Source organism: Alcaligenes sp. LTN-3, from assembly GCF_059735605.1.
The window spans coordinates 452,511-475,087 of the sequence record NZ_JCAPDN010000002.1; the positions used below are offsets into that span (position 1 = coordinate 452,511).

Annotated in this window: 26 protein-coding genes; 19 read left to right on the plus strand and 7 right to left on the minus strand. The window is 55.9% G+C overall.

Going from position 1 to position 22,577, the window contains the following annotated elements; genetic code table 11:
* Nucleotides 1-86 precede the first annotated feature (86 nt).
* Nucleotides 87-419 (plus strand): hypothetical protein, encoded by a 333-nt coding sequence (locus AC6I6N_RS10405; RefSeq protein ID WP_108728107.1) that lies wholly within the window; start codon nucleotides 87-89, stop codon nucleotides 417-419.
* Nucleotides 420-785: 366 nt separating this feature from the next.
* Here AC6I6N_RS10405 and AC6I6N_RS10410 read toward each other — a convergent pair whose 3' ends face one another.
* A complete protein-coding gene (locus AC6I6N_RS10410; protein WP_094195621.1) occupies nucleotides 786-2,399 on the minus strand; it encodes an ABC-F family ATP-binding cassette domain-containing protein in 1,614 nt (537 codons plus the stop codon).
* Nucleotides 2,400-2,887: 488 nt separating this feature from the next.
* On the opposite strand from AC6I6N_RS10410, the gene AC6I6N_RS10415 reads away from it, so the two are divergent.
* Nucleotides 2,888-3,529 carry a DsbA family protein gene (locus tag AC6I6N_RS10415; protein WP_497943491.1) on the plus strand — a complete coding sequence of 214 codons (642 nt, stop codon included), beginning with the start codon at nucleotides 2,888-2,890 and terminating at the stop codon, nucleotides 3,527-3,529.
* A 104-nt stretch (nucleotides 3,530-3,633) separates the two neighbouring features.
* On the opposite strand, the gene AC6I6N_RS10420 is transcribed toward AC6I6N_RS10415, so the two are convergent.
* Nucleotides 3,634-4,284 carry a carbonic anhydrase gene (locus AC6I6N_RS10420; RefSeq protein WP_094195623.1) on the minus strand — a complete coding sequence of 217 codons (651 nt, stop codon included), beginning with the start codon at nucleotides 4,282-4,284 and terminating at the stop codon, nucleotides 3,634-3,636.
* 108 nt (nucleotides 4,285-4,392) lie between these two features.
* Here AC6I6N_RS10420 and cynR point away from each other — a divergent pair, with 108 nt between their 5' ends.
* Nucleotides 4,393-5,280, plus strand: a complete 888-nt coding sequence (cynR, locus tag AC6I6N_RS10425; protein ID WP_094195624.1) for a transcriptional regulator CynR — start codon at nucleotides 4,393-4,395, stop codon at nucleotides 5,278-5,280.
* A gap of 45 nt (nucleotides 5,281-5,325) precedes the next feature.
* Here cynR and AC6I6N_RS10430 read toward each other — a convergent pair whose 3' ends face one another.
* Nucleotides 5,326-5,862, minus strand: coding sequence for an ureidoglycolate lyase (locus AC6I6N_RS10430; protein WP_497943492.1), 537 nt, complete (start codon nucleotides 5,860-5,862; stop codon nucleotides 5,326-5,328).
* A gap of 222 nt (nucleotides 5,863-6,084) precedes the next feature.
* On the opposite strand from AC6I6N_RS10430, the gene ccmA reads away from it, so the two are divergent.
* The 10 genes from ccmA to AC6I6N_RS10480 are packed head-to-tail and all read left to right on the plus strand — an operon-like array spanning nucleotide 6,085 to nucleotide 13,309.
* Nucleotides 6,085-6,705 (plus strand): cytochrome c biogenesis heme-transporting ATPase CcmA, encoded by a 621-nt coding sequence (gene ccmA, locus AC6I6N_RS10435; protein WP_108728103.1) that lies wholly within the window; start codon nucleotides 6,085-6,087, stop codon nucleotides 6,703-6,705.
* Nucleotides 6,699-7,367 carry a heme exporter protein CcmB gene (gene ccmB / locus AC6I6N_RS10440; RefSeq protein WP_094195627.1) on the plus strand — a complete coding sequence of 223 codons (669 nt, stop codon included), beginning with the start codon at nucleotides 6,699-6,701 and terminating at the stop codon, nucleotides 7,365-7,367. The genes ccmA and ccmB overlap by 7 nt, the downstream gene beginning before the upstream one ends.
* A 5-nt stretch (nucleotides 7,368-7,372) precedes the next feature.
* A complete protein-coding gene (ccmC, locus tag AC6I6N_RS10445) occupies nucleotides 7,373-8,104 on the plus strand; it encodes a heme ABC transporter permease CcmC (RefSeq protein ID WP_094195628.1) in 732 nt (243 codons plus the stop codon).
* Nucleotides 8,104-8,289 carry a heme exporter protein CcmD gene (ccmD, locus tag AC6I6N_RS10450; protein ID WP_230019015.1) on the plus strand — a complete coding sequence of 62 codons (186 nt, stop codon included), beginning with the start codon at nucleotides 8,104-8,106 and terminating at the stop codon, nucleotides 8,287-8,289. Before ccmC ends, ccmD begins: the two co-directional genes overlap by 1 nt.
* Nucleotides 8,282-8,731, plus strand: a complete 450-nt coding sequence (gene ccmE, locus AC6I6N_RS10455) for a cytochrome c maturation protein CcmE (protein ID WP_094195629.1) — start codon at nucleotides 8,282-8,284, stop codon at nucleotides 8,729-8,731. Before ccmD ends, ccmE begins: the two co-directional genes overlap by 8 nt.
* The gene (locus AC6I6N_RS10460; protein WP_094195630.1) at nucleotides 8,728-10,701 is read left to right on the plus strand and encodes a heme lyase CcmF/NrfE family subunit; all 1,974 of its coding nucleotides are present in this window, start codon (nucleotides 8,728-8,730) and stop codon (nucleotides 10,699-10,701) included. Before ccmE ends, AC6I6N_RS10460 begins: the two co-directional genes overlap by 4 nt.
* Nucleotides 10,698-11,228: a DsbE family thiol:disulfide interchange protein gene (locus tag AC6I6N_RS10465; RefSeq protein ID WP_094195631.1), complete on the plus strand. Its 531-nt coding sequence runs from the start codon at nucleotides 10,698-10,700 to the stop codon at nucleotides 11,226-11,228. The genes AC6I6N_RS10460 and AC6I6N_RS10465 overlap by 4 nt, the downstream gene beginning before the upstream one ends.
* Nucleotides 11,225-11,698, plus strand: a complete 474-nt coding sequence (locus AC6I6N_RS10470; protein ID WP_094195632.1) for a cytochrome c-type biogenesis protein — start codon at nucleotides 11,225-11,227, stop codon at nucleotides 11,696-11,698. The genes AC6I6N_RS10465 and AC6I6N_RS10470 overlap by 4 nt, the downstream gene beginning before the upstream one ends.
* Nucleotides 11,695-12,570: a c-type cytochrome biogenesis protein CcmI gene (gene ccmI, locus AC6I6N_RS10475; protein WP_094195633.1), complete on the plus strand. Its 876-nt coding sequence runs from the start codon at nucleotides 11,695-11,697 to the stop codon at nucleotides 12,568-12,570. Before AC6I6N_RS10470 ends, ccmI begins: the two co-directional genes overlap by 4 nt.
* A 1-nt stretch (nucleotide 12,571) precedes the next feature.
* Nucleotides 12,572-13,309, plus strand: coding sequence for a cytochrome c biogenesis CcdA family protein (locus AC6I6N_RS10480; protein WP_094195634.1), 738 nt, complete (start codon nucleotides 12,572-12,574; stop codon nucleotides 13,307-13,309).
* 59 nt (nucleotides 13,310-13,368) lie between these two features.
* Here the strand turns inward: AC6I6N_RS10480 and AC6I6N_RS10485 are convergent, their stop codons facing one another.
* The 4 genes from AC6I6N_RS10485 to AC6I6N_RS10500 form a co-directional block, all read right to left on the minus strand.
* Nucleotides 13,369-14,118, minus strand: a complete 750-nt coding sequence (locus tag AC6I6N_RS10485; protein WP_094195635.1) for an SDR family oxidoreductase — start codon at nucleotides 14,116-14,118, stop codon at nucleotides 13,369-13,371.
* A 117-nt stretch (nucleotides 14,119-14,235) separates the two neighbouring features.
* Nucleotides 14,236-15,300, minus strand: coding sequence for a bifunctional DNA-binding transcriptional regulator/O6-methylguanine-DNA methyltransferase Ada (ada, locus tag AC6I6N_RS10490; protein WP_264672431.1), 1,065 nt, complete (start codon nucleotides 15,298-15,300; stop codon nucleotides 14,236-14,238).
* A 227-nt stretch (nucleotides 15,301-15,527) separates the two neighbouring features.
* A complete protein-coding gene (locus AC6I6N_RS10495) occupies nucleotides 15,528-15,722 on the minus strand; it encodes a heavy-metal-associated domain-containing protein (protein ID WP_022983238.1) in 195 nt (64 codons plus the stop codon).
* Between the two features lie 73 nt (nucleotides 15,723-15,795).
* Nucleotides 15,796-16,233: an Ivy family c-type lysozyme inhibitor gene (locus AC6I6N_RS10500; RefSeq protein WP_427957473.1), complete on the minus strand. Its 438-nt coding sequence runs from the start codon at nucleotides 16,231-16,233 to the stop codon at nucleotides 15,796-15,798.
* Between the two features lie 325 nt (nucleotides 16,234-16,558).
* On the opposite strand from AC6I6N_RS10500, the gene AC6I6N_RS10505 reads away from it, so the two are divergent.
* The 6 genes from AC6I6N_RS10505 to AC6I6N_RS10530 all read left to right on the plus strand — a co-directional run bounded on the left by AC6I6N_RS10505 (nucleotide 16,559) and on the right by AC6I6N_RS10530 (nucleotide 22,423).
* Nucleotides 16,559-17,728 (plus strand): ABC transporter substrate-binding protein, encoded by a 1,170-nt coding sequence (locus tag AC6I6N_RS10505; protein WP_094195638.1) that lies wholly within the window; start codon nucleotides 16,559-16,561, stop codon nucleotides 17,726-17,728.
* A gap of 20 nt (nucleotides 17,729-17,748) precedes the next feature.
* Nucleotides 17,749-18,669, plus strand: a complete 921-nt coding sequence (locus AC6I6N_RS10510) for a branched-chain amino acid ABC transporter permease (RefSeq protein ID WP_094195639.1) — start codon at nucleotides 17,749-17,751, stop codon at nucleotides 18,667-18,669.
* Nucleotides 18,670-18,672: 3 nt separating this feature from the next.
* Entirely contained in the window at nucleotides 18,673-19,635 is a 963-nt protein-coding gene (locus tag AC6I6N_RS10515) for a branched-chain amino acid ABC transporter permease (RefSeq protein ID WP_094195640.1), read from the plus strand.
* Nucleotides 19,632-20,453, plus strand: coding sequence for an ABC transporter ATP-binding protein (locus AC6I6N_RS10520; RefSeq protein WP_094195641.1), 822 nt, complete (start codon nucleotides 19,632-19,634; stop codon nucleotides 20,451-20,453). The genes AC6I6N_RS10515 and AC6I6N_RS10520 overlap by 4 nt, the downstream gene beginning before the upstream one ends.
* Nucleotides 20,446-21,150 carry an ABC transporter ATP-binding protein gene (locus AC6I6N_RS10525; RefSeq protein WP_094195642.1) on the plus strand — a complete coding sequence of 235 codons (705 nt, stop codon included), beginning with the start codon at nucleotides 20,446-20,448 and terminating at the stop codon, nucleotides 21,148-21,150. Before AC6I6N_RS10520 ends, AC6I6N_RS10525 begins: the two co-directional genes overlap by 8 nt.
* Before the next feature lie 271 nt (nucleotides 21,151-21,421).
* On the plus strand, nucleotides 21,422-22,423 hold the full coding sequence (locus AC6I6N_RS10530) for a cytochrome-c peroxidase (RefSeq protein WP_094195643.1): 1,002 nt from the start codon (nucleotides 21,422-21,424) through the stop codon (nucleotides 22,421-22,423).
* The last annotated feature ends 154 nt before the right edge of the window (nucleotides 22,424-22,577 follow it).

Consider the following 22,577-nt stretch of genomic DNA (forward strand, 5'->3'; position numbering starts at 1 on the left):
ATTAACTAAATTGCTGGGTCGTGAGGTGGTTCTATGACTCAGCGTTCCCATTTGATGGTCTATTTATATTCAATTACGGATCTACTATGTTTAAAGTCAGCTCATTTTTGCTTTCTGTTGTTGTGTTGGGTGGTAGCGTGTTGCCTACGACAGCTTCGGCAGCGGACCGGCGCGTAAAACTCGTTAACAAGTCGGGTGTTACCTTGGTGGAGTTCCACGCTTCGCGTTCGAAGGTTGGGGATTGGGAAGAAAATATTATTGCAGGCCAGCCATTGAGGTCTGGTCAATCCATGATCGTGAATGTTGATGATGGCACGGGCGCCTGTGAGTACGATTTTATGGGTACGTTTTCTGATGGTGATGTTGTGACTAGTATGGAGAATGACGTTTGCGTGTTGGAAGAGTTTACGTTTGAGTAATCCAGATAGATCTTGATCTATCCGTACATTTTGGTCGTGCCATAAGCACGTTTAATTGGCGAATTAAAGTACGGATGTCGCACCTTGTACGTATGCTTCTTTTCTTTTGGGGTCATATAGACAAGGTAGCCTGGAGAGAATTCAGCTCAGACTTTATACAGGCAGGGTGGTCAATTTATTGCTTGTCTTGCGAAATGGTCGGTGTGTCTGTGTGAGGCCAGTGCATAAGGGTTGAGTTTTTTCAGGCGGTGAGATCTTGGTCGGATGGCGTAAGTTCACCAGTACTTCATTTTGTCTCTGACTTGAACGAGACAGGTGGCTAGTTAATGATAGATAACGGGGGCGAGTCACTGGTGTTTGTGCTTGCTACCAAGGCCGCAAGCTCCAACCTTCCTCACTAAATTCCAGACGCTTCGTCAGCCCAAGATTGTTCATGAAGGCATCGTCGTGCGAAACCACCATCAGCGTGCCCTGGTAGCTGTTCAACATGGTTTCCAGGGCCAAGGTGGACGGCAGGTCCAGGTGGTTGCTAGGTTCATCCAGAAGCAGCAGTTGTGGTGGGGGATCAGCGTACAGCACGCAGGCCAGAGCGGCTTTTAGCCGCTCGCCACCGCTCAAGGCACCGCTGGGGCCGATGGTTTTTTGGGCATCCAGTCCCAGTTGTGCCAGACGCATGCGTAAGTCACCCTCGCTGCTTTTGCGGTTGACGGCCTGTATCTGTTCCAGCACGGTTTGCTGTGGATCCAGATCGGCCAAGCCCTGATCCAGATAAACATGTTGTGGCACGACTTTGCAGTGTCCAGCAAGCGGTTCCACTTGGCCTGCAATGACCTTGAGCAGCGTGGATTTCCCGCAGCCGTTCGGGCCTATGACACCTACCCGTTGCTGGCCGTTTAGTAGCAGCGTGACTGGGGTTTGGTCGGCCGGGACATAGGGGAGTTTCACCTCATCCAGTTCCACAACGCGCTGACGGGTCAGCGGCATCAAGGGTAGGGCGTGCAGATTGATGGTGCTGTCCTGCTCAATCAATTCGGCGGCTTCCTGTATGCGTTGTGCTAACTGCTTTTGAGCCGTCACGTGTTGCTGGTGCAGTTTGCCGGTGGTGGCTTCACTGCGGCCCTTTTGCCTGTCCAGCAGGATTTTGGCCTGATTGGCTTGCTTGCCTTGTTGATTCCCGCGTGCCTGTCTACGCTCTTGCCGTTGGCGTTGCTCTTGCATGGTGCTTTGCGCGCGCTGACGTTCCAGCTTGCGGTGCTCCAGTTGGTTCATGGCGCTTTGCTGTTCCAGGGCTTTCTGTTCGGCGTAGTGGCTGTAATTGCCGCCATAGCTACGCAGCCCCAGGGAAGATAGCTCCACAATGCGCTCCATTGTGTCCAGCAGTTGGCGGTCATGGCTGATGAGCAGCAGGCCGTGGGGCCAGTGTCGTAATTGCTCGATCAAGGCAAGCCGGTTGTTGCGATCCAGGTGGTTGCTGGGTTCATCCAGAATCAGGAAATCGGCCTGAGACAGCAAGGCATTGATCAGCGATACTCGCATAGCCTGGCCGCCGCTTAACGTTTCGGCAGGTGTCTCGGCATTGAGATGCCCTAAGCCATTGCGCGCCAGCGCTTCCTGGAGTTGTTGTCGAATATCCCAACGGTTCTCGATCAGATTGAAGTCTTCCACGGCACTACTGCCAGCTTCAATCCGGGCCAGTGCGTCCAGGGTTGGGCCTACGCCCGCCAGATCAGCGACGCGCAAGCCACTGACGGACGCCACTTGCTGCGCCAGATAATGGACTTTTCCCGATCGCAGGCAACGGCCGCTGCTGGGTTGGAGTTGCCCAGCCAGGATTTGAGCCAGAATGGTTTTGCCCACGCCATTGCGTCCGACCAGGCCTGTGCGCCGCGAGTCGAAGGTTTCGTTCAGTTGGGAAAACAGAGTCTTGCCTTGCGGCAAGGTATAGGAGACGCCTTCCAGCGTCAGATAAGGATTCGTCATACGAGATGCTTTCATTAATGCCAAGAACTCCCCCTGCGTGATGGGGGTGGGTGGAGACTGGCCGTCTAGGGGACGGCGGCATTAGTGGCGCATTGGACGAATACCTCAGGGGAAATGAGTCGAAGCCACACTATAAAAGGATTTTGCCGGGAAGGTAAAGCCGGCCGGGCTCTCAAGAGAGCATTGAAAGTCGTGTCATCTCATCACAGGAGCTGGTTTGGGTTCAGAAGCCTGGGCTTGTCTTACGGTTTGGAGATCTTGTCTTATCGGTCTCAGCGCGGTGGGGGCTTTGTTGCTGTAGATCGCTTGAAATAACGAGCCGCGCGAGACGGCCACCCAGCAGGAAACGAAGTTTATTTCCTGACGTTTATTCAATAAAGTGGAGTTCTCGGCTTTTCATCCTCTGCGTCGTTTCATGTCTGGAGGCCAGGATCAGGAGTGCCTTTTCTCTCCCATTCCGGGAAGCCACACCATTTTGAAGGAATGCCATGAACACGTTCAATTTACCCGCCCGCTCGATTGTGTATGTGCAGGATGTGTATTGCGGTTGGTGCTGGGGTTTTGCCGAACGCATGGTCGAGTTCGAGGTGGCCAACAAGCACCGGATACCGTTTACCGCTGTTTCAGGGGGCTTGTTCGTGGGTGATCGGGCTGCTCCCATGTCCCGCTACCCTTACATTTCCGAGTCCAACAAGCGCATCACGCAAATGACAGGGGCGAGGTTTGGGGCTGCTTATCAAGCTTTGGCAGAGGAAGGGACTACGGTTATGGACTCTCTGGATGCGGCAACTGCCTTGGCTGTGCTGCGTGCGCAAGACTCGGAGCGGGCCATTCATTGGGTACACGAGTTACAGCAGGCCTTCTACGTGAACGGACGCAGCTTGTCGGATCAGGAGGTCTGCCTGGGGATTGCCGCTGTCGGTGGTCTGGATGTGGAGATGGTTCGACGCCATTTAACTGACGGTTCAGGTCGGGAGCAAGCCTTGGCGGACTTCGCGTTGGCGCGAGCCTTGGGCGTGCAATCCTATCCGACCTTATTGTTTGTGGATGGTCGAGAAGTGACGCCGCTACCTGCGGTTGGGACTCCTTTGGAAATGCTGAATCAGTCCTTGGACTCCTTGTTGGGCTGATCAACATGTAGCCATAGTGTGCTGCGCTTGGCTAAAAGGCTGGCAAGGAGCAATTAAAAACGCCATGCAAAAGCATGGCGTTTTCTATTCAAATCTGGGAGGGCTTAGCCGCGTCTTAAGGGCGCAACACATACATCCGGGTTGTCTGCCAAGGACACAAACTTCATGCTGCCACCGTCATAGGCGTCGATGGTGCCCGACTCAATGTCGTAGACCCAGCCATGCAAGGTCAAGCGGCCTTCGGACATGGCCAGACGCACCGAAGGGTGGGTCTGGATATTGGCCAGTTGGGCCACCACGTTTTCACGCACCATGGAAGCAATACGTTCCTGCTCGTTGGCGTGGGTGCGGGCTTCATTGACCAGACGTGCCGAGTCGGCATAACGCAGCCAGTGCTCCACGGCAGGCATGTGGTCCAGGCACTGACAGGAAGCAATCGCGGTCATGGCGCCACAGTCCGAGTGACCACAGATCACGATATCGGACACGCGCAGGGCGGACACGGCGTATTCTACCGAGGCGGTCACCCCACCGGGTTCCGGGCCGTAGGAGGGAACGATGTTGCCAGCGTTACGAATCACGAACAGATCACCGGGTTCACGTTGTGTCACCAGCTCTGGGACCAGACGGCTATCGGAGCAAGAGATAAACAAAGCGCGGGGGTTTTGTTGTGTGGCCAGATTTTTGAAGAGCTTGGCGCGCTTGGGATAGGCTTCCCGTTGGAATTTCAGGAAACCGTCGATAATGTCTTTCATCCTTGTCCTTGTAGTTCGGCTTGGATAGAAGATTAACGCTTCACGGTCATAAGGTAAAATACCGAATTCTGATGCTTTCCATTGGGTTTACTTATAGAAAGGTCCTGTATGCTTTTGCGCCATCTTAATTACTTTCTGGCGGTTGCCCAGTATCAAAGCTTTACCCGCGCTGCGCGTGCCTTGCACGTGTCTCAGCCGGCCTTGTCACAACAGGTGCGTCAGTTGGAGGAACATCTGGGCGTGCAACTGTTTGATCGTACTGGGCGGCTGGTGCGTTTAACGGATGCGGGTGAGGTCTATCTGCGTTATGCCCGCCAAGCCTTGCAGGATCTGGAAGAAGGGCGGCGGGCCTTGCATGATGTCAGTGACTTGAGTCGAGGCTCCTTGCGTGTGGCGGTGGCACCGACGTTTACTTCTTACCTGATTGGTCCTTTGGTGGAGGCCTTTTACCGGCGCTATCCCAATGTGCGCCTGGTGGTGCAGGAAATGTTGCAGGAGCGCGTGGAAACGCAACTGGTCGAGGACGAGTTGGATATTGGTATTGCTTTTGAAAAGCCCACGTCAACTGCGGTGGAGTTCCAGCCATTATTGGTGGAGACCTTGGCGTTGGTCATGAGTCGTACCCACCCTTTGGCCGAGCGACGCAGCATTGATAGAGACACCTTGACGCGTGAGTCCTTGGTGTTGCTAACGCCGGAATTTGCCACACGTGAACAGATCGAACGTTATTGCCGACAACATGATCTGGACTTGAAGGTATCGATGGAGTCGAACTCGCTCAATGCCGTGATCGAGGTGGTGCGGCGCACGGGTCTGGCGACCTTGCTGCCTGCTGCGATTGCCAGCAATAGCGAGTATTTGGTGGCGGTGAGTCTGGAACCGGCCCCGCCACAACGGCGGGCTATTTTGATGCAGCGCAAGGGCGCTTACCAGTCCGCTGCCATGCGCGCCTTTATTGAGCTGGCGCTGAAATACGGCGCGGCATCGACGTTTTAAAGTAGGTGTCGGACAGAGCGATTGTGATGCGCTACTGCAGGCACCTTATAGCGACACCAGCACACTTTGCTCCAGAGGGCGCAGCTCGCTTTCTACAGCCGGTTTGCCCTCGTTCAAATGGGCGACCAGATCGACTGTGGTTGACATGCGTGTCAACATCAAACAGGTCACTTCACCCTGGGCAACACGGCTGCTGTGCCAGCAACCGGGCCGCATGCACACACCTTGCCCTTGAGCAATGCGGAAGGCTTGCAGGGTGGATAAATCCGGGCGGCCTTCGGCTGTGCTTTCGGCCACGATATGGATCACTTCGCCAGTCAGCGGGATCAGTGCCTGTTGCGTTAGCAGGTGATTTTCCAGGGTTGTGATGGTGGGATCCTGAATACGGTAATTCACCCATAACACTTCGGTCTGCTTGTTTTGACCTGTGTCAAACGCATGTTCGTGCCAAAAGTCTGTGGCGGCATTGCTGAAAGCAGCCGTCGCAGGTGCAGTAGCCAAGCCTTTCCCTAACATCCAGCCATAAGGCTCAAACGCCTCTGGGCTTAGCGGCTGGGGAACCAGATTAATTGAAGTATTCATGATCAATCACGTGAAGAAAGTGCTATGGCGGCATATTAGCAAAAATGGCAACTCGGGTCAGGATTGGCCTAGATCAATAAGCTTGAGTTTCTGACGGTTATTGCGGAACTAAGTCAGGTATCCCCTGTCTTGAAAGAGGCTCGTCATTACTTAGCGAGCTAAGCAAGCCGCCTTTTTCGATGGGCGGCTTCGCTCTGTCTGCTTTCTTGATAAGGAGGTGCTGTGCTTGACGCTGTTTCGCTGACCTGTAAACGGGGCCAGCGTCGTGTGTTCTCCGAGCTGAGCCTAAGGCTTGACGCTGGCCAATGCCTTTTGGTCAGTGGGCCCAATGGTAGCGGCAAAACCAGCTTGCTGCGTATCTTGGCCAATATCGCCCAGGCCGATGAAGGCCAACTGATCTGGCGCGACCGACCTGTGCAAAGCAACGATAGCGATTACCGGCAACAGCTTGTGTACGGCGGCCATGCCCCCGGCTTGAATGGCAGCTTATCGGTGCAAGAAAACCTGGACAGCCTGCTTATGCAGGATCGTGTTCCTTTGGAGCGGGACGCCTGTGATCAGGCGCTGCTGGCAGGCAGTTTGCTGGCTTACCGTCGAGTGCCGGTAAGGCAGTTGTCGGCAGGGCAACGCCGCCGTGTGTTTTTGGTGCGTCTGGCGCTCAGCAACCGTCCCTTATGGATTCTGGACGAGCAACTGACCGCGCTGGATAGTGCCGGTCAGAAGTTTCTGGGCGAGTTGATTGCACAGCATTTGCACAAACAGGGCGCTGTCATTCTGACCAGTCACCAGACCTTGCCCTGGGATTTGGAGGTGCAGCACCTGGATCTGGGGCAGGCATGTTGAATCTCTTTTTAGCCTTGATGAAGCGCGAGTGGCGCTTGGCGATGCGTCGGCCCGGCGATGTGCTGATTCCCCTGGTTTTCTTTCTGGTGGTGTGCAGCCTGTTCCCTTTGGGCGTGGGAGCAGATGCGGCCTTGTTGTCCAAGATGGCCCCGGGTGTGCTGTGGGTGTCGGCCTTGCTGGCCACGCTGCTGTCATTAAGCCGCCTGTTTGAACAGGACGAGCAGGACGGCGCGTTGGAGCAGGTTCTGTTTTCCCATTTGCCGCTTAGCCTCTGGGTTTTGGGCAAGGTGTTGGCGCATACCTTTTTGACTGGCGTGCCGTTGCTGTTGTTGGCTCCCATTCTGGGGCTGCAATTCAGTCTGCCTACGTCCAGTCTGGGTGTGTTGATGGTGTCCCTGGCGCTGGGGCTGCCCGTCCTGACCTTGTTGGGGGCGATTGGCGCGGCCTTGGTGCTGGGTTTGCGTTCAGCAGGTGTCTTGCTGGCTCTATTGATTTTGCCCTTTTACGTTCCCGTTCTGGTCTTTGGGGCGGGGGCGGTGCAAGCGGTTCAGGCCGGGTTGGGTGCACAAGCGCATCTGTCCGTTCTGGCCGCTTTTTTACTGTTGGCTTTGTTCTTTGCGCCACTTGCTACGGCAGCGGCGTTGCGCCTTGCTCTTGAGTAAATTCCATGAACTTTTTGTATCGTTACGCCGCCCCTCAAAACTTTTATGTCCTGGCCGGACGCATTGTGCCGTGGGCCGCTGCATTGGCCCTGTTGCTGTTCGTGGCAGGGGCTTATGTGGGCTTTTTCCTGGCCCCGACGGATTTCCAGCAAGGCGAGGGTTACCGCATTATTTTTCTGCATGTACCGGTGTCCTGGATGTCCATGCTGATTTACCTGGCCATGGGTTTCTGGTCCTTGATCAGCCTGGTTTTCAATAGCCGTACGGCAGCCATGATGGCCGCTGCACTGGCACCGACCGGGGCGATCTGTACGGTTTTGTCCTTGGTGACTGGTGCGCTGTGGGGCAAGCCTATGTGGGGCGCCTGGTGGGTCTGGGATGCCCGTCTGACGTCCGAATTGTTGCTGCTGTTTCTGTATATGGGTTTCATGGGTTTGCGCGGGGCGATCGACGACCCGCGCCGCGCGGATAAAGCCGCCTCCATTCTGGCCTTGGTCGGGGTGGTCAATGTGCCCGTTATCTATTTCTCGGTGCAATGGTGGAACACCTTGCATCAGGGGGCTTCGGTATCGCTGACCAGCTCGCCTTCCATGGCGACCGTCATGCTGACGGGCATGTTGCTGATGAGTCTGGCCATGTGGTGCTACAGCATTGCCATCGCACTGTATCGGGTGCGCAATTTGATTCTTGAACGTGAGGCGCATACCGCCTGGGTTCGCAACTTGACGGAGGGCTGATGATGCATTGGTCGAGTGTGGGCGATTTTTTCGCTATGGGCGGCTACGCCGTGTACGTATGGGGCTCGGTGCTGGCCTGTACCGTATTGTTGCTGGGCGAAGTGCTCAGCGTACGGGCAGGACGGGCACGCGCCTGGCAACGGGTGCGTGATGAGCGCGCCCTGGGAGAGCAGCGTCATGACTAAGCGACAGAATCGTCTTGCCCTGATTCTGGGCGCTTTAGTGGTACTGGGAGCGGCAACGGCTTTGGTCCTGAACGCCTTTCAAAGCAGTCTGGTGTTCTTTTTCACCCCTACTGAGGTTAGCCAGGGGCAAAGCCCTGAAAACCGGACTTTCCGGGTGGGCGGCATTGTGCAGATGGACAGTATTCGCCGTGGTGGAGCCCAAGGTATGGCTGTGAATTTTGTGGTGACAGACGGTGCGGCCCAGGTGCCCGTTAGCTATACCGGAATTTTGCCGGATCTGTTTCAAGAGGGGAAAGGCGTGGTGGCCCAAGGCCGCCTGAACGAGCAGGGCCATTTTGTAGCGGAAGAAGTGCTGGCCAAGCACGATGAAAACTACATGCCGCCTGAGGCCATGCATGCCATGGAGCAGGCCGAGCGTGCCAAACAAGGAGCCCAGCCATGATCCCGGAGCTTGGGCACTTTGCCCTGATTCTTACCTTTGTGCTGGCGCTGGCTCAAGGCATTGTGTCCTTGTACGGGGCCTGGCGCGGCAATCTGGCCTGGATGGCCTTTGCGCGCCCGGCAGCGCGCTGGCAATTCGGTCTGGTGGCGTTCAGCTTGCTGTGTCTGGCCTGGTCCTTTGTCAGCTTTGATTTTTCTGTTGCCTATGTGGCGCAGAACTCCAGCACCAAGCTGCCTTTGTTCTACCGCATTGCCGCAGTATGGGGAGGGCACGAAGGCTCGCTCTTGCTGTGGATGTTCATGCAAACAGGCTGGGCTTTTGCCGTCAGTGTTTACTCGCGCTCCTTGCCTGAAGCCATGCTGGCTCGGGTGCTGGGTGTATTGGGGCTGATCACCGCCGGTTTCCTGCTGTTTGTCCTGCTCAGTTCCAACCCCTTTGAGCGCATGTTCCCGGTGCCGGCTGAAGGTTTGGACCTGAACACGCTCTTGCAGGATATTGGTCTGATTATTCACCCGCCCTTGCTGTATATGGGCTATGTGGGTTTTTCTGTGGCCTTTGCCTTTGCGATTGCTGCTTTGCTGGCAGGCCGTCTGGATGCCAGTTGGGCACGTTGGTCGCGTCCCTGGACAACCTCGGCCTGGTTGTTCCTGACCTTGGGGATTGCGGTCGGTAGCTGGTGGGCCTATTACGAGCTGGGGTGGGGCGGCTGGTGGTTCTGGGATCCGGTGGAGAACTCCTCCTTTGTGCCCTGGTTGGCGGGTACTGCCTTGATTCACTCTTTGGCGGTCACGGAGAAACGTGGCAGCTTCAAGAACTGGACCGTATTGCTGGCAATCAGCACCTTCTCCTTGTCCATCTTGGGCGCCTTCCTGGTGCGCTCCGGTGTGCTGACGTCGGTGCATGCGTTTGCGACAGACCCGGCCCGTGGTGTGTTCATTCTGAGTCTGTTTGCCGTCATTGTTGGTAGCTCCCTGATTCTGTTTGCCTGGCGCGCACCGCGTGTCGGGGCAGGCGGGCAGTTTGCCGTGGTGTCGCGTGAATCCTTGCTGCTGGTCAATAATGTTTTGCTGGTGGTGGTGACAGGTACAGTCTTGCTAGGAACCTTGTACCCGCTGATCATGGATTCCTTGGGCCTGGGCAAAATCTCGGTAGGCCCGCCTTATTTCAATAAGGTGTTTGTCCCCTTGATGATTCCGGCTTTGGTCTTGATTGTCTTTGGTGTGCTGGCGAACTGGAAACGAGCCAACCTTCTGGATCTGGTGCGCCAACTGACCTTGGTGATTGTGTTCAGCGTCGTGTTGGGTGCCGCTATTCCGTTGCTGTATGGGCAATGGCAGGGCACTGCCGCCTTGGGGGCGGGATTGGCCGTGTGGATCGTGCTGGGCAGCTTGTTCGATGTGGTCAAGCGTGTGCGCGCCACGCGTTCAGGCGTGTTCTCGCAACCACGTAGCTGGCTGGGACAGCATCTGGCGCATATGGGGGTGGCGGTTTTTGTTCTGGGCGTGACCATGGTCAGTCATTACGAAACAGAAACCGACGTTCTGTTGCAGCCTGGACAGACCGCGCAGGTCGGCGCGTATGACGCGCGTTTCCAAGGCGTACACATTGTGCCCGGTCCGAATTACTCCGCCGAGCGTGGCACGGTGGAGCTGTTGCGGGATGGCAAGGTGGTCGCTACCTTGTACCCGGAAAATCGCACTTACCTGTCCTCGGCCTTGCCCATGACGGAATCGGCGATCAATACCAATGGCTTGCGTCATATTTACGTGGCGCTGGGCGATAAGTATGACCAAGGCGTCTGGAGTGTACGTCTGTACTACAAACCGCTGGTGGACTTTATCTGGCTGGGTTGTTTGCTGATGGCCTTGGGTGGCGCACTGGCGATCAGTGATCGACGCTATCGTGTCAAGCAAACTCGTACCGCTGTGCAGAACAAGGCCATGAATACGCACAAGCAGGTGCAGGCATGAACCGTTTTACCGTCCCTTTGATCGGCTTTGTGCTGTTGTTGGTATTTCTGGGTATTGGTTTGACCTTGAAACCCAGCGAGGTGCCTTCGCCCTTGGTCGATAAACCGGCCCCGGCGTTCAGCCTGCCTCAATTGCACAAGCCTGAAGCCAGTTTTTCGGGGGAGCAAATGAAAGGCCGCGTCTGGCTGTTGAACGTGTGGGCCTCCTGGTGCTATCCGTGTTTGACAGAGCATCCTTTTATCAAGGAGCTGTCCACCAAGCACAAGGTGCCGGTTGTGGGTCTGAACTACAAGGATGTACCCGAGGAAAGCCGTGAGTGGTTGCTGCGCAATGGCAACTCTTACGAGGTTTCCGTTATGGATCGGGACGGGCGTGTGGGCATTGATTTCGGTGTGTATGGTGTGCCGGAAACCTTTGTGATCGACAAGCAGGGCATTGTGCGCTTCAAGCACATAGGCCCCGTGTCGCGTGAGTCCATGGAGGAAACCTTGTTGCCCTTAATTCGTCGTTTGGAGCAGCAGCCATGATGATGCGTCAATGGATGGCGGCACTGGTTGCCAGTGTGTGGCTTTTTCTACCGTCTGCCCAAGCCCAGTCGGGGGTGCAAGGCGCGCAGGAGTCGGTGATGCTGGAAATTGCGGCTGAACTGCGTTGTCTGGTGTGCCAGAACGAGTCTATTGCGGCTTCGCGTGCCGAGCTGGCCGTGGACTTGCGCCACCAGATCATGGAACAGCTGGGCCAGGGCCGTACCCCGGATCAAATCCGTACATACATGGTGGACCGCTACGGTGATTTCATCTTGTATCGCCCGCCTTTCAAAGCCAGCACGGTGATGCTTTGGTTGGGGCCTGCCCTGTTGCTGTTGATCGGTTTTCTGGTTTATGCCTTTACCTTGCGCCGTCGACACCGTGCCGGTGATGACACGGCCCTGACCGATGAGCAGCGTCGTCAAGCCGATGCGCTTTTGCAAGGTTCTTCTCGGGATGAACAATCGTGACTATTGTTTTTTATATCGTGGCCGCACTGCTGGTCTTGGTGTGCGCGCTGTATTTGATGTTAAGCGTCAAGCGCAAACCGGCCTTGCAGCGAGTGGTGGAACACAAACAGGCCAATCTGGCGATTTTGCGCGAGCAGCTCAAAGAGATTGAGCGAGACAAGCAGGCGGGTGTGTTGTCTGCTCAGGATTTCGAGCAGGCGCAGATGGATTTGCGCCAACGTGTACTGGAAGAGAACGAGGGCCTGAAAACGGAAGCAGTGCAACAAACCGGTGCACCCAGGCTGGCTTGGACCTTGATGCTGAGTATTCCGCTTGCCGCCATCGCCTTGTATTTTTATCTGGGTAATCCGGTGATGCTGGACCCGGCTGCCGTGCAGCAGCAGGCCAACGCCCAGCCCGTGGATATTGAGGCCATGGTGGCCCGTCTGGAGCAGCGTCTCAAAGACAATCCGGATGATCCTGGTGCCTGGTTGATGATGGCCCGTTCGCATCGCTATTACGGCCGTCACCAGCAAGCGGCAGAAGCTTATGCCAAAGCCATGCCGGTCGTGGACGGAGATCCGGCTGCGCTTGCCGAGTATGCCGAGTCCATGCTGTTGGCAGGTATCGACACCTTGGATGGCTTGCCAGGCCGCCTGGTCAAGCGGTCGCTGGATCTGTACCCCGAAGAACCTTTGGGTTTGATGCTAGCTGGAGCGGCTGCTTTGCATAACGAGCAATACCCGGCAGCGATCGATTATTGGCAGCGTTTGTTGGCGCAGTTCCCGCCAGATTCGGAAACCGCCAAGGTAGTGAATCAAGGCTTGCAACTGGCGCGCGAACGTATGCGTATGCCGGCCACGCCTGCAGCGGAACCTGCTACGGCCCCTTGATATGGAAATAGTGTCTTTGGATTTGGGCTTGATCGCTCTGACAACGGCGTTTTTGGCGGGGATGGCTTCGTTTCTATCCCCCTGCGTTTTGCCTCTGGTCCCCGGTTATTTGTCTTATCTGGCTGGGGACGGACAGGTGTATACGCAGGTCAAGCGCAGCCAGCTACTGGGGCGCAGCGTTTGCTTTGTCGCCGGTTTTTCGCTGGTGTTCATCGCCTTGGGGGCCAGCCTGTCGTATCTGGGCCAGTTGTTGATGGCCTACCGTTATGAGCTGAATGTGGCGGCGGGCGTCATGGTAGCGCTAGCAGGTTTGAGTGTGATGGGTGTACTGCGCATGCCCATGAGCCTGCAACGCTACTATCGCTTTGAGTCCGGCAAGGCGGCGGGTCCTGGCGGTGCAACGGTGATGGGCCTGGCCTTCGGTTTTGGTTGGACTCCCTGTATCGGCCCGATTCTGGCTGGCATTCTGATGATGGGGGCCAGTACCGCCAGCGCAGGCAAAGCCAGTATTCTGCTGTCCGTTTACGCCTTGGGCCTGGGCGTCCCTTTTATTCTGGCTGCCTGCTTTGTGACGCCGTTTTTGCAACGCATGACGCAAATCAGGAAGATCGGGCGCTATGTGCGCTGGGGTGCGGGTCTGGTTTTGATTGTAATGGGCTGGGCTATGGCCACAGGTGAACTGGCGCGTTTTGCTATCTGGGTGCTCAAGACGTTCCCGGTTTTAGGGCAGTTGGGCTAAGCCTTCGGCTACCTGGAATCCGTGCGGTGCTTCCTCTGTTGTCAGGAAGCACCGCCTTGTCATTTCACAGCCGCATTGCCGCCATCCGCAAACAGGGCGGAGCCGGTAACAAAACTGGACATGGGGCTGGCAAGAAAAAGCGCAGCAGATGCAATTTCTTCAGGTTTGGCGATTCGTTTCATGGCGTGCAGCCCAGCCGCCCATTCTTTGGTGCTCTGGTCTCCGGCGATGTCTGTATCGGTTCCGCCCGGTAAAAGGGCATTGGCTCGTATGCCTTTGGCCGCATAGTCTGCAGTGATGCCTTTGACCAATCCCATGAGTGCCGCCTTAGCGGCCCCATAGGCGCTCATACCGGGCAGGCCAACACTGGTGCCTACAAAGCTCGATGTGAAAACAATCGAACCGCCACCGCGCTTGAGCATGGCCGGAATTTGGCTGCGAGCCCCCAGAAAAGCCGCTGTAAGATTGGTATCCAGCGTTGCTTGCCATTCCTCTTCTGACATCTCGGCCAGTGGCTTGAGGGCGCCGACAATACCGGCGTTATTGATCGTAATATCCAGACCTCCGAATTGCTTGGTCGCGGTTTCGATCAATTGCTCATGGGTTTGGGCCTGTGTAATGTCCCCGGCCACAAACTCAGCGTGGCCGCCAGACTGCCGGATTTCCTTGGCGACGGCCTCAAGCAGAGCGCTGCGCCTTGCCGTAAGAACAAGTGCCGCTCCCTGCTCAGCAAACATCAATGCGATGGCGCGTCCAATACCAGAGGATGCTCCGGTAACAAGGGCAACCTTTCCATCAAGCAAAGCCATGAGTGAAATCTCCTGTATTTCTATTGGGAGCTCATATCGTATGTATCCTGGCCTGACGGGGAACTCCGTTTCTTGCCTTCAAAACCCGTTATTGATGATGGGGCAGGCAGCCGACTATCAGTCTTGTACTTCACGACGCAGTAGTTCACGTTTACGGTCTATACCCCAGCGGTAGCCGGCCAGGTCGCCATTGCGCCGCACGACGCGATGGCAGGGGATAGCCACGGCAATGTGGTTGTTGGCGCAGGCCTGCGCCACAGCGCGCACCGCTTTGGGAGCGCCGATGCGTTCGGCGATCTCTGTGTAGCTGACGGTGGTGCCGGGTGGGATCTCGCATAAGGCGCGCCAGACACGCTCCTGGAAGGCCGTGCCCTGTACATCCAACGGTAGGTGCAAACCAATTGAAGGGGTTTCGATAAAGCCCACGACCTGGGCGATCAATTGCTCGAAATCCCCGTCGCTGCCGATAAGCTCGGCTTTGGGAAACTGGTCTTGCAGATCGCGCACCAGTTGTTCGGGGTCCTCGCCTAGCAGGATGGCACAGATGCCGCGTTGGCTCTGGGCGACCAGAATGGCTCCCAGCGAACACTGGCCCACCGCGAAACGGATAAGCGCACCGGCACCACCGGCCCGGTACTCGCGCGCGCGCATGCCCAACAACTGTCCAGAGGTTTCATAAAAGCGGCTGTTGGAGTTGAATCCGCTGTCGTAGATTGCGTTCGTGATGGAGGCGTTGGGGCTGCTCAGTTCCTCGCGCAGTCTGCGAGCGCGATAGGCCGAGCTGTATGCCTTGGGCGTCAGGCCGGTTTCCGCTTTGAACAGTCGGTGGAAATGAAAGGGGCTCTTACCTACTGCGGTGGCCAGTTGCTTCAGCGAAGGGGGTGTTTCCGACGTTTCGATCAGGCGGCAGGCACGCGCCACGATCGCGGCTCGTTCGGCTGCGGCACTGGTTTGGTTGCCACGGACGCGACGACTGTAACGGTAGCCCGCTGCTTCCGCAGCCTGGGCCGAATCAAAAAACTCGACGTTTTCGCGCTTGGGAAGCCGTGTTGTCGAGCTGGGTTGGCAGTACACGCCTGTGGTGCGTACCGCATAGACGAACTGGCCGTCGGCGGCGCAGTCCCGCGCTTGCACGGCTGCCCAGCGCTGATCCTCAGTTTCGTAAGCACGCTTTTTAGTCATGAGGCATATGTCCTGACATCATTCATTACGAAGCCAGAATACGCTGGTCTTTCATCGCAAGCACTCCGATTCTTGCGGCCAATATTGGCAGGCTTGACCGGTATTGTCTCAGAGGTGTGCAGCCATTGCCGGTATGCTCGTGCCCGCCAAGTCCGCGATAGAAAAAGGCCGGTATCAACCGGCCTTTTTCGCTCTGCAGCATTGACGCCATGAAAGGCGCGGCATGCTTACAGGGCGCTGGGGGTGTAACCCGCTTCTTCAATCACTTTCAGGGCTTGCGCGCCATCCAGACCTTGAACAGTAACCTGGTGTTTTTCCAGATCCGTGCTGACGGTGGCTTGAGGGGCGACAGCCTGAATGGCTTCGGTGATGCTGCGTACACAGTGGCCGCAGGTCATGTCGGGTACGGAGAAGGTGGACATAGCTGACTCCTTGATAAAAACAATGGAGCCAGCTTAAGGCTTGCCACGGGGGCAAGGTCAAGTGCTGTTTGCTTTAGAACAGGGCAGGCGACATCAAACGGATCTGATCAAGCTCGGGATTTCCCAGCCATTGAATCTGGCTGCTGGCCCAACCTGGGCCCGATTCCTTGTTTTCGACAAAAGCGCCGTAGGAGAGGGTCTGCGCTTGTGCATCCAGCAGGACAACGTAGCTGGAGCTGGTGCAGTCATGAGGCTTGCAGCCCTGGAAGACCTGGTAATGGCGTCCATCCAGGGAAACGGTCTCACCCGGTGAAGCCGTACCAAATTCTTTTACCCAGCTGGCGCGTTTGGCAACGTCCTGCATCAGGTTTTGATATTGCTGGGCCACTTGCTTGTTGGACTTGGCCAGATCAGCCAGATACACGGATTCCGAGGACTGTGCATGGCTCAGGACGGGAACGAGCAGGGCGCTGCCAAGGACAAGGCGACACAGAGAATGGGAAATACGCATGGGATCTCCAATAATGACGCAAGCCGTCAGTGTAGCAGCGGGTCTGGCGCAATATTGTTAACAAAATCAAGGAAAACGTGCATAAACGGCTATCTCTACAGTCGTTATAGTGCTTATCCGTACAGGGAGTTGGTACGGTGCTCTGTTTCTTGTCGAATGACCTGGACATTGAAGGGGTGTAGGTAAAAACCACAGCTTGTCAGCAAAATTGTTTGATAACTAAACTATTTATAAATGAATGGTTGGCATAGTTGAATTGGTGTTTCGATCTGCTGTGCATCTTAAAGAAAGACAGCCTATAAGCGCGGTGGCGCAAGGAGATAACATGAAACGTATTGCATTGACCGTGGCGTTGGCTGCGGCTTTTGGTGGTTCTCTGGCTCATGCCGATACCATCAAAGTGGGGATGGCAATGGATACATCCGGTCCGTTTGCGGCTGTTGGGGGCGAGGTTCGCGATGGCTTCAATCTGGCCATCAAGCAATTGGATGGCAAGCTGGGCGGCTTTCCTGCCGAGTTCATTGCACAGGATATGGCCGGTAATCCGGATCAGGCCCGCCAATTGGTCAATCGTTTCGTTCAACGCGACAAGATCGACTTCTTTACTGGCCCTGTCGGCTCCAACGTCGCCCTGGCAGTGGCTCCCGCCTTGTTCTCGGCCAAAGTACCTTATCTGACCAGCAACCCGGGCCCCAGCCAACTGGCCGGCGCTGGTTGTAATCCGTACTTCTTTGGCGTGTCCTACCAGAACGACGCCTTTGACGAGGCTGCCGGTAAAGTGGCGGCGGATCGCAATTACGAAAAAATGTTCATCATTGCCCCTGATTACCCAGCCGGCAAAGACCACTTGAACGGCTTCAAACGAGGTTATGGCAAACCCGTTGACAATGAGCTCTACACCAAGTTGGGCCAGATCGATTACTCGGCTGAATTGGCACAAATCCGTGCTGCCAAGCCTCAGGCCGTGTTCTTTTTCCTGCCCGGTGCCATGGGCATCAACTTCATCAAACAGTTCGTGGCTGCAGGCCTGAACAAGGATGTGGTCTTGCTGGGCCCCGCTTTCTCGGGTGATGAAGACATTATCCCCGCCGTGGGCGAGCCTATTCTGGGCATGCTCAATACCGCCCAGTGGTCACCAGATCTGGATATTCCGGCCAACAAGACCTTTGTTGAGGAGTTTCGCAAAGCCTACGACGGCCGATACCCCTCGGTTTACGCCGCCCAGGCTTATGACGTGATTTTGGCGATCGACGCCGCCGTCAAACAGGTCGATGGCAAGGTGTCTGACCGCGAAGCGGTGCTCAAGGCATTGAAAGCGGCCGACTACAACTCGGTTCGTGGCCCCTTTACCTACGGCAACAACAATTTCCCCATTCAGGCTTACTACCTACGTGAGGTGGTCAAGGATCAGGACGGACGTCTTGTAAACCGTATGGTCAGCAAGGTGTTTGACTCCTACCAGGATGTCTACGCCAAAGATTGCAAACTTAATTAAGATTCACAGGTGGTAAAAGCATGTCGCTCATTCTGATTAGCGAGCAATTGCTGAATGGTTTGCAGTTTGGTTTGATGTTGTTTCTGATTGCCGCCGGCCTGACATTGGTCTTTGGCATTATGGATATCATGAACCTGGCCCACGGCTCCCTCTATATGGCGGGAGCCTATGTGGCCGCGGAAACCATGCAGCGTACAGGGTCCTTTACCGCCGCCATTGTGGTGGCGGTGGCAGTGACAGCCCTGGTCGGTATTGCCTTGGAAATTCTCATTCTGCGCAAGCTGGTCACTCGTGATCACCTGGCTCAGGTATTGGGAACCTACGCCGTTATTTTGATCGCCAATGATGTGGTCAAAATGATTTGGGGCCCAACCCCCGTTATGTTGAATATGCCTGCCTTGTTGTCCGGGCCGGTCGAACTCTTGCCTGATTTCCTCTATCCCGCCTTCCGTCTGATGATTATTGCGGTCGGTCTGGTGGTGGCACTGGCTCTGTATGCCTTCGTGACCAAAACCCGAGCCGGGGTGCTCGTGCGGGCAGGTGCATCCAACCGACAAATGGCGACCCTGATGGGGGTTCGCGTGCCTATCCTGTTCTTGGGGGTATTTACTCTTGGAGCCGCTTTGGCTGCGCTGGCCGGTGCCTTGCTCGGGCCGATTACAGCGGTTCAGATCGGTATGGGCGAGGACATCCTGATCCTGGTCCTGGTGTGCATCGTGATCGGCGGCATTGGTTCGATTCGTGGTGCGTTTGTAGGTGCCTTGCTGGTGGGTATGGTTGATACTGCTGGCCGTGCCTTCCTGCCGATGTTGCTGCGTAACGTCTTCCCGGCGGATGTGGCATCCAGTGTCGGGCCTACGATTGCTGCCATTTCGATCTATGTTCTGATGGCTGTTGTTCTTGTTTTCCGTCCTTCGGGCTTGTTCCCGGCGCGAGGTTAATGTATGTCTACTTCGCGTATTTTATCGGTCCTGGCGCTGGTGGCCTTGTTGGCTTTCCCCTTGATTGCACCGCTGTACGGGCTTGAGTTTTATATTTCCTTTGTACGCCGTATCTTCATCTATGCCATGGCAGCGACTGCCTTGAATCTGGTGCTCGGTTATGGCGGGATGGTGGCTCTGGGGCATGCTGCTTTCTTTGGCGCCGGGGCCTATACCGTGGGCATTTTGGCCACTGAAGGTGTGCAAAGCGGCCTGATCACCTGGCCAGCCGCCATGCTGATTTCCGGTTTGCTGGCTTTCCTGACTGGTGCCGTGTCGCTGCGTACTCGTGGTGTGTACTTCATCATGATTACGCTGGCGTTTGCGCAGATGATCTTTTATCTGTTCATCTCCTTGCGGCAGTACGGTGGCGAGGACGGTTTGAACATGTACAACCATTCCTCTTTGCCCGGTATTGATTTGGGCAATGAACTGAGCTTTTACTACCTGGTTCTGGCTCTGTTACTGGCGGTTCTGTTCCTGATCAACCGTCTGGTTAATGCTCGTTTCGGACAGGCCTTGATGGGCACGCGTGAAAACGAAAGTCGCATGACGACCTTGGGCTACCCCGTCTACCGCATTCGCTTAACGGCCTACACCTTGAGTGGTGCCATCATGGGGCTGGCTGGGGCTTTGTTGGCCAACCATAACCTGTTTGTCTCGCCTAGCCTGATGAATTGGACCCAATCAGCGGACCTGATCATCATGGTGCTGGTGGGGGGGATTGGTCTGTTGTATGGCGGTGCGCTGGGGGCGTTTGTGATGCTGGTGCTGGAAGAGTTGCTGCGCAACTGGACCGAGTACTGGCACATGCCTTTGGGTATTTTATTGCTGCTGGTGGTGTTCTTTGCTCCCAAGGGATTGGCCGGACTGGTACGTATCCGCTCGGTCGCTGATCCAGCTACTACCGCCAAGGAGCAAACATGACGAATACGATAGCAGCCACCTCCAAGGCAGGCAGTGGCTCGGCCGCCTTGCAGGCCCGTGGTCTGATGAAGCGCTTTGGCGCCTTGCAGGCGACCAATGATGTGTCTTTGGACCTGGTGCCCGGTGAAATCCATGGTTTGATCGGCCCGAACGGTGCGGGTAAATCCACTTTGATTCATTTGTTGTCGGGCACCTTGAGTCCGGATTCGGGCCAGCTCTTGCTGGGCGGGCGTGACGTGACGTCCTTGTCGGGTCACGAGCGTGTTGCCGCCGGTCTGGCGCGCTCCTTCCAGATCACCAATATCTTCAAGAATTACACGGTGCTGGATAATCTGGTATTGGCTTTGCAGGCATGCAGTGGCAGCAGTTTCCGCTTCTGGCGTGCTCGTCAGGCGGAAACCGAGTTGTATGAGCAGGCCCGTGAGTTGGCCGCCGAATGCGCCATTAATGCATCGCTGCTGCACACTCAGGCTGGTGTTTTGCCACATGGTGAGCAGCGCAAGGTCGAGTTCGCCCTAGCGTTGGCCAGCCGGCCGCACGTTCTTTTGCTGGACGAACCTATGGCCGGGATGGGGCCGGATGAAACACTGCGTCTGACTGAACTGATTGAAACCATGCGTGGCAAAGCCACCATGTTGCTGGTCGAGCATGATATGGAAGCCGTTTTCCGTCTGGCTGACCGGATTTCTGTGCTGGTGGCAGGTCACATTATTGCCACGGGTACGGCTGCCGAAATCCGTGATAACGAGGCTGTGCGTCAAGCTTATCTGGGTGACGATGACACGCCAGTGCCAACTAAGGTGGAAAGCCATGCTTGAAACAACTCAATTACAAAGCGGCTATGGCGCCAGCCAAGTGCTGTTCGGGGTAGATCTGTCCATTCGCAGCGGACAGGTGGTGACGGTGTTGGGCCGCAATGGCATGGGCAAGACCACCTTGCTGAAAACCATTCTGGGCCAGTTGCCGGTGCGCGGTGGGGATGTGAAGTTCGACGGCCAGTCTATTGCGGGCTGGAATCCGGATCGTATTGCCCGTGCCGGGATTGCCATTGTGCCCGAAGGGCGCCAGTGCTTTCCCAACCTGACGGTGGCCGAGCACCTGACGGCGTTTGCTTGCAACCGCAACCCGCAAGCCAGCAAAACCTGGACGCCCGAGCGTGTCTATGAGTTTTTCCCGCGCTTGCGTGAACGCGCCTCCAATATGGGTAATCAGCTCTCAGGGGGGGAGCAGCAGATGCTGGCCATCGGTCGTGCCCTGGTTACCAACCCCAAGCTGCTGATTCTGGACGAAGCCTCCGAGGGCCTGGCGCCCAAGGTGCGTGAGGAAATCTGGAACTGTCTGGCCGTCTTGCGTGAAGAGGGGCAGACCATCTTGCTGATCGACAAATATGTCGAGCGTTTGATGGCCTTGTCCGATCACCACATCATTTTGGAACGTGGCAAATTGGTCTGGCAGGGGAACTCCGACGCATTGGGGGCCGATCGCACTTTGTGGACGCGCTATTTGGGCGTGTAAAAAACACAATTTGCAACAAATCTGAGGTGCCGCCTGCTTGATCGCAGGCGGCATTTTTTTTGCCTTTCGTCAAGGCGCTATAGAGAACGTGGCGGCTTAGTTGTACTTTCCTCTGAAAGTTCCCTAAGCATCTCTGGAAAGATTATTTCCTTGCGATGTATCAATGTGTAATGAAATGGCATTCCTTACGATATCCATAAGGCCAGCAGGGTTATGGGTCCTACCCGGACCTCACTGGCAGGAAGCTCTGTCATCCCATAAGGAAGTTGTTATGAAATTACGCCTGTTCACTCTCTCGGCTCTAGCCTCCGGCTTACTGCTTGGCAGCGTCGCGCAAGCCCAGCAAAATGAACCTGTACAGCCGATTCCCGCTGCTGTTGTCAGCGACCCGGCACGTGTTGAACTGGGTAAAAAGCTGTGGTTTGAACCCCGCTTGTCCCGTTCGGGCTTTATCTCATGTAATTCCTGTCACAACCTGAGCATGGGCGGCACGGACAATATCCGTACCTCCATCGGTGATCGCTGGCAGGAAGGCCCCATCAACTCGCCCACTGTCTTGAACTCCAGCCTGAATCTGGCCCAGTTCTGGGATGGCCGTGCTAGCGACCTGAAAGAGCAGGCTGGCGGCCCCATTGCCAATCCCAAGGAAATGGCGTTTACGCACGAACTGGCCATGGAGTTCCTGAGCTCCATTCCCGAGTACAAGGCCGAGTTCAAGCAAGTCTTTGGCAAGGCCGACTTTGGCATTGATGAAGTCACCTCCGCGATTGCCGCGTTTGAGGAAACCTTGGTGACGCCTGATTCGCGCTTTGATCTGTGGCTAAAAGGCGATAAGAAAGCCATTACTGATCAGGAATTGGCTGGCTATCAACTGTTCAAGGGTAGTGGTTGCGTAGCTTGCCACAACGGTCCCAACCTGGGTGGTACGTCCTTTCAGAAAATGGGGCTGATCGAGCCCTACCAAACCACCAATCCTGCCGAAGGCCGTGCGGCTGTGACGGGTAAAGATGCCGACCGTTTCAACTTCAAGGTTCCTACCTTGCGTAACGTCGAGCTGACCTACCCCTACTTCCACGATGGTGCGGTAAATACCTTGACCGAAGCCGTGGATATAATGGGTCGTTTGCAGTTGGGTCGCAGTTTCTCTGCAGAGGAAAATGCCCAGATCGTCGCGTTTTTGAAAACGCTGACGGGCAAACAGCCTGAAATCGTACTGCCCATTTTGCCCCCTTCGCGTGACAACACACCACGCCCGGTGCCATTTGGTTCTTGATAGCAGTCTGTGCAGGCAGCAAGCGCTTTTAAGGGCTTGAGCTGCCTTTGAATGACCCAGGTCTTGGACGTTGTTTTCTGAGCCTGGGTTTTTGTATTTGGCTTTGGATTCATCGTTCTGGTCTGCCAGTCAGACTTGAATCCCCTGCTGCTAT

Coding starts and splice junctions, on each gene's coding strand:
- ccmE (WP_094195629.1), top strand. CDS start 8,282: ATGACTAAGCGACAGAATCGTCTTGCCCTGATTCTGGGCGCTTTAGTG.
- AC6I6N_RS10430 (WP_497943492.1), bottom strand. CDS start 5,862: ATGAATACTTCAATTAATCTGGTTCCCCAGCCGCTAAGCCCAGAGGCG.
- AC6I6N_RS10495 (WP_022983238.1), bottom strand. CDS start 15,722: ATGTCCACCTTCTCCGTACCCGACATGACCTGCGGCCACTGTGTACGC.
- ccmC (WP_094195628.1), top strand. CDS start 7,373: ATGAACTTTTTGTATCGTTACGCCGCCCCTCAAAACTTTTATGTCCTG.
- ccmD (WP_230019015.1), top strand. CDS start 8,104: ATGATGCATTGGTCGAGTGTGGGCGATTTTTTCGCTATGGGCGGCTAC.
- AC6I6N_RS10470 (WP_094195632.1), top strand. CDS start 11,225: ATGATGATGCGTCAATGGATGGCGGCACTGGTTGCCAGTGTGTGGCTT.
- AC6I6N_RS10510 (WP_094195639.1), top strand. CDS start 17,749: ATGTCGCTCATTCTGATTAGCGAGCAATTGCTGAATGGTTTGCAGTTT.
- AC6I6N_RS10530 (WP_094195643.1), top strand. CDS start 21,422: ATGAAATTACGCCTGTTCACTCTCTCGGCTCTAGCCTCCGGCTTACTG.
- AC6I6N_RS10515 (WP_094195640.1), top strand. CDS start 18,673: ATGTCTACTTCGCGTATTTTATCGGTCCTGGCGCTGGTGGCCTTGTTG.
- AC6I6N_RS10485 (WP_094195635.1), bottom strand. CDS start 14,118: ATGGCTTTGCTTGATGGAAAGGTTGCCCTTGTTACCGGAGCATCCTCT.
- AC6I6N_RS10410 (WP_094195621.1), bottom strand. CDS start 2,399: ATGACGAATCCTTATCTGACGCTGGAAGGCGTCTCCTATACCTTGCCG.
- cynR (WP_094195624.1), top strand. CDS start 4,393: ATGCTTTTGCGCCATCTTAATTACTTTCTGGCGGTTGCCCAGTATCAA.
- AC6I6N_RS10420 (WP_094195623.1), bottom strand. CDS start 4,284: ATGAAAGACATTATCGACGGTTTCCTGAAATTCCAACGGGAAGCCTAT.
- AC6I6N_RS10460 (WP_094195630.1), top strand. CDS start 8,728: ATGATCCCGGAGCTTGGGCACTTTGCCCTGATTCTTACCTTTGTGCTG.
- AC6I6N_RS10505 (WP_094195638.1), top strand. CDS start 16,559: ATGAAACGTATTGCATTGACCGTGGCGTTGGCTGCGGCTTTTGGTGGT.
- AC6I6N_RS10520 (WP_094195641.1), top strand. CDS start 19,632: ATGACGAATACGATAGCAGCCACCTCCAAGGCAGGCAGTGGCTCGGCC.
- AC6I6N_RS10480 (WP_094195634.1), top strand. CDS start 12,572: ATGGAAATAGTGTCTTTGGATTTGGGCTTGATCGCTCTGACAACGGCG.
- AC6I6N_RS10405 (WP_108728107.1), top strand. CDS start 87: ATGTTTAAAGTCAGCTCATTTTTGCTTTCTGTTGTTGTGTTGGGTGGT.
- AC6I6N_RS10415 (WP_497943491.1), top strand. CDS start 2,888: ATGAACACGTTCAATTTACCCGCCCGCTCGATTGTGTATGTGCAGGAT.
- AC6I6N_RS10465 (WP_094195631.1), top strand. CDS start 10,698: ATGAACCGTTTTACCGTCCCTTTGATCGGCTTTGTGCTGTTGTTGGTA.
- AC6I6N_RS10500 (WP_427957473.1), bottom strand. CDS start 16,233: ATGCGTATTTCCCATTCTCTGTGTCGCCTTGTCCTTGGCAGCGCCCTG.
- AC6I6N_RS10525 (WP_094195642.1), top strand. CDS start 20,446: ATGCTTGAAACAACTCAATTACAAAGCGGCTATGGCGCCAGCCAAGTG.
- ccmB (WP_094195627.1), top strand. CDS start 6,699: ATGTTGAATCTCTTTTTAGCCTTGATGAAGCGCGAGTGGCGCTTGGCG.
- ada (WP_264672431.1), bottom strand. CDS start 15,300: ATGACTAAAAAGCGTGCTTACGAAACTGAGGATCAGCGCTGGGCAGCC.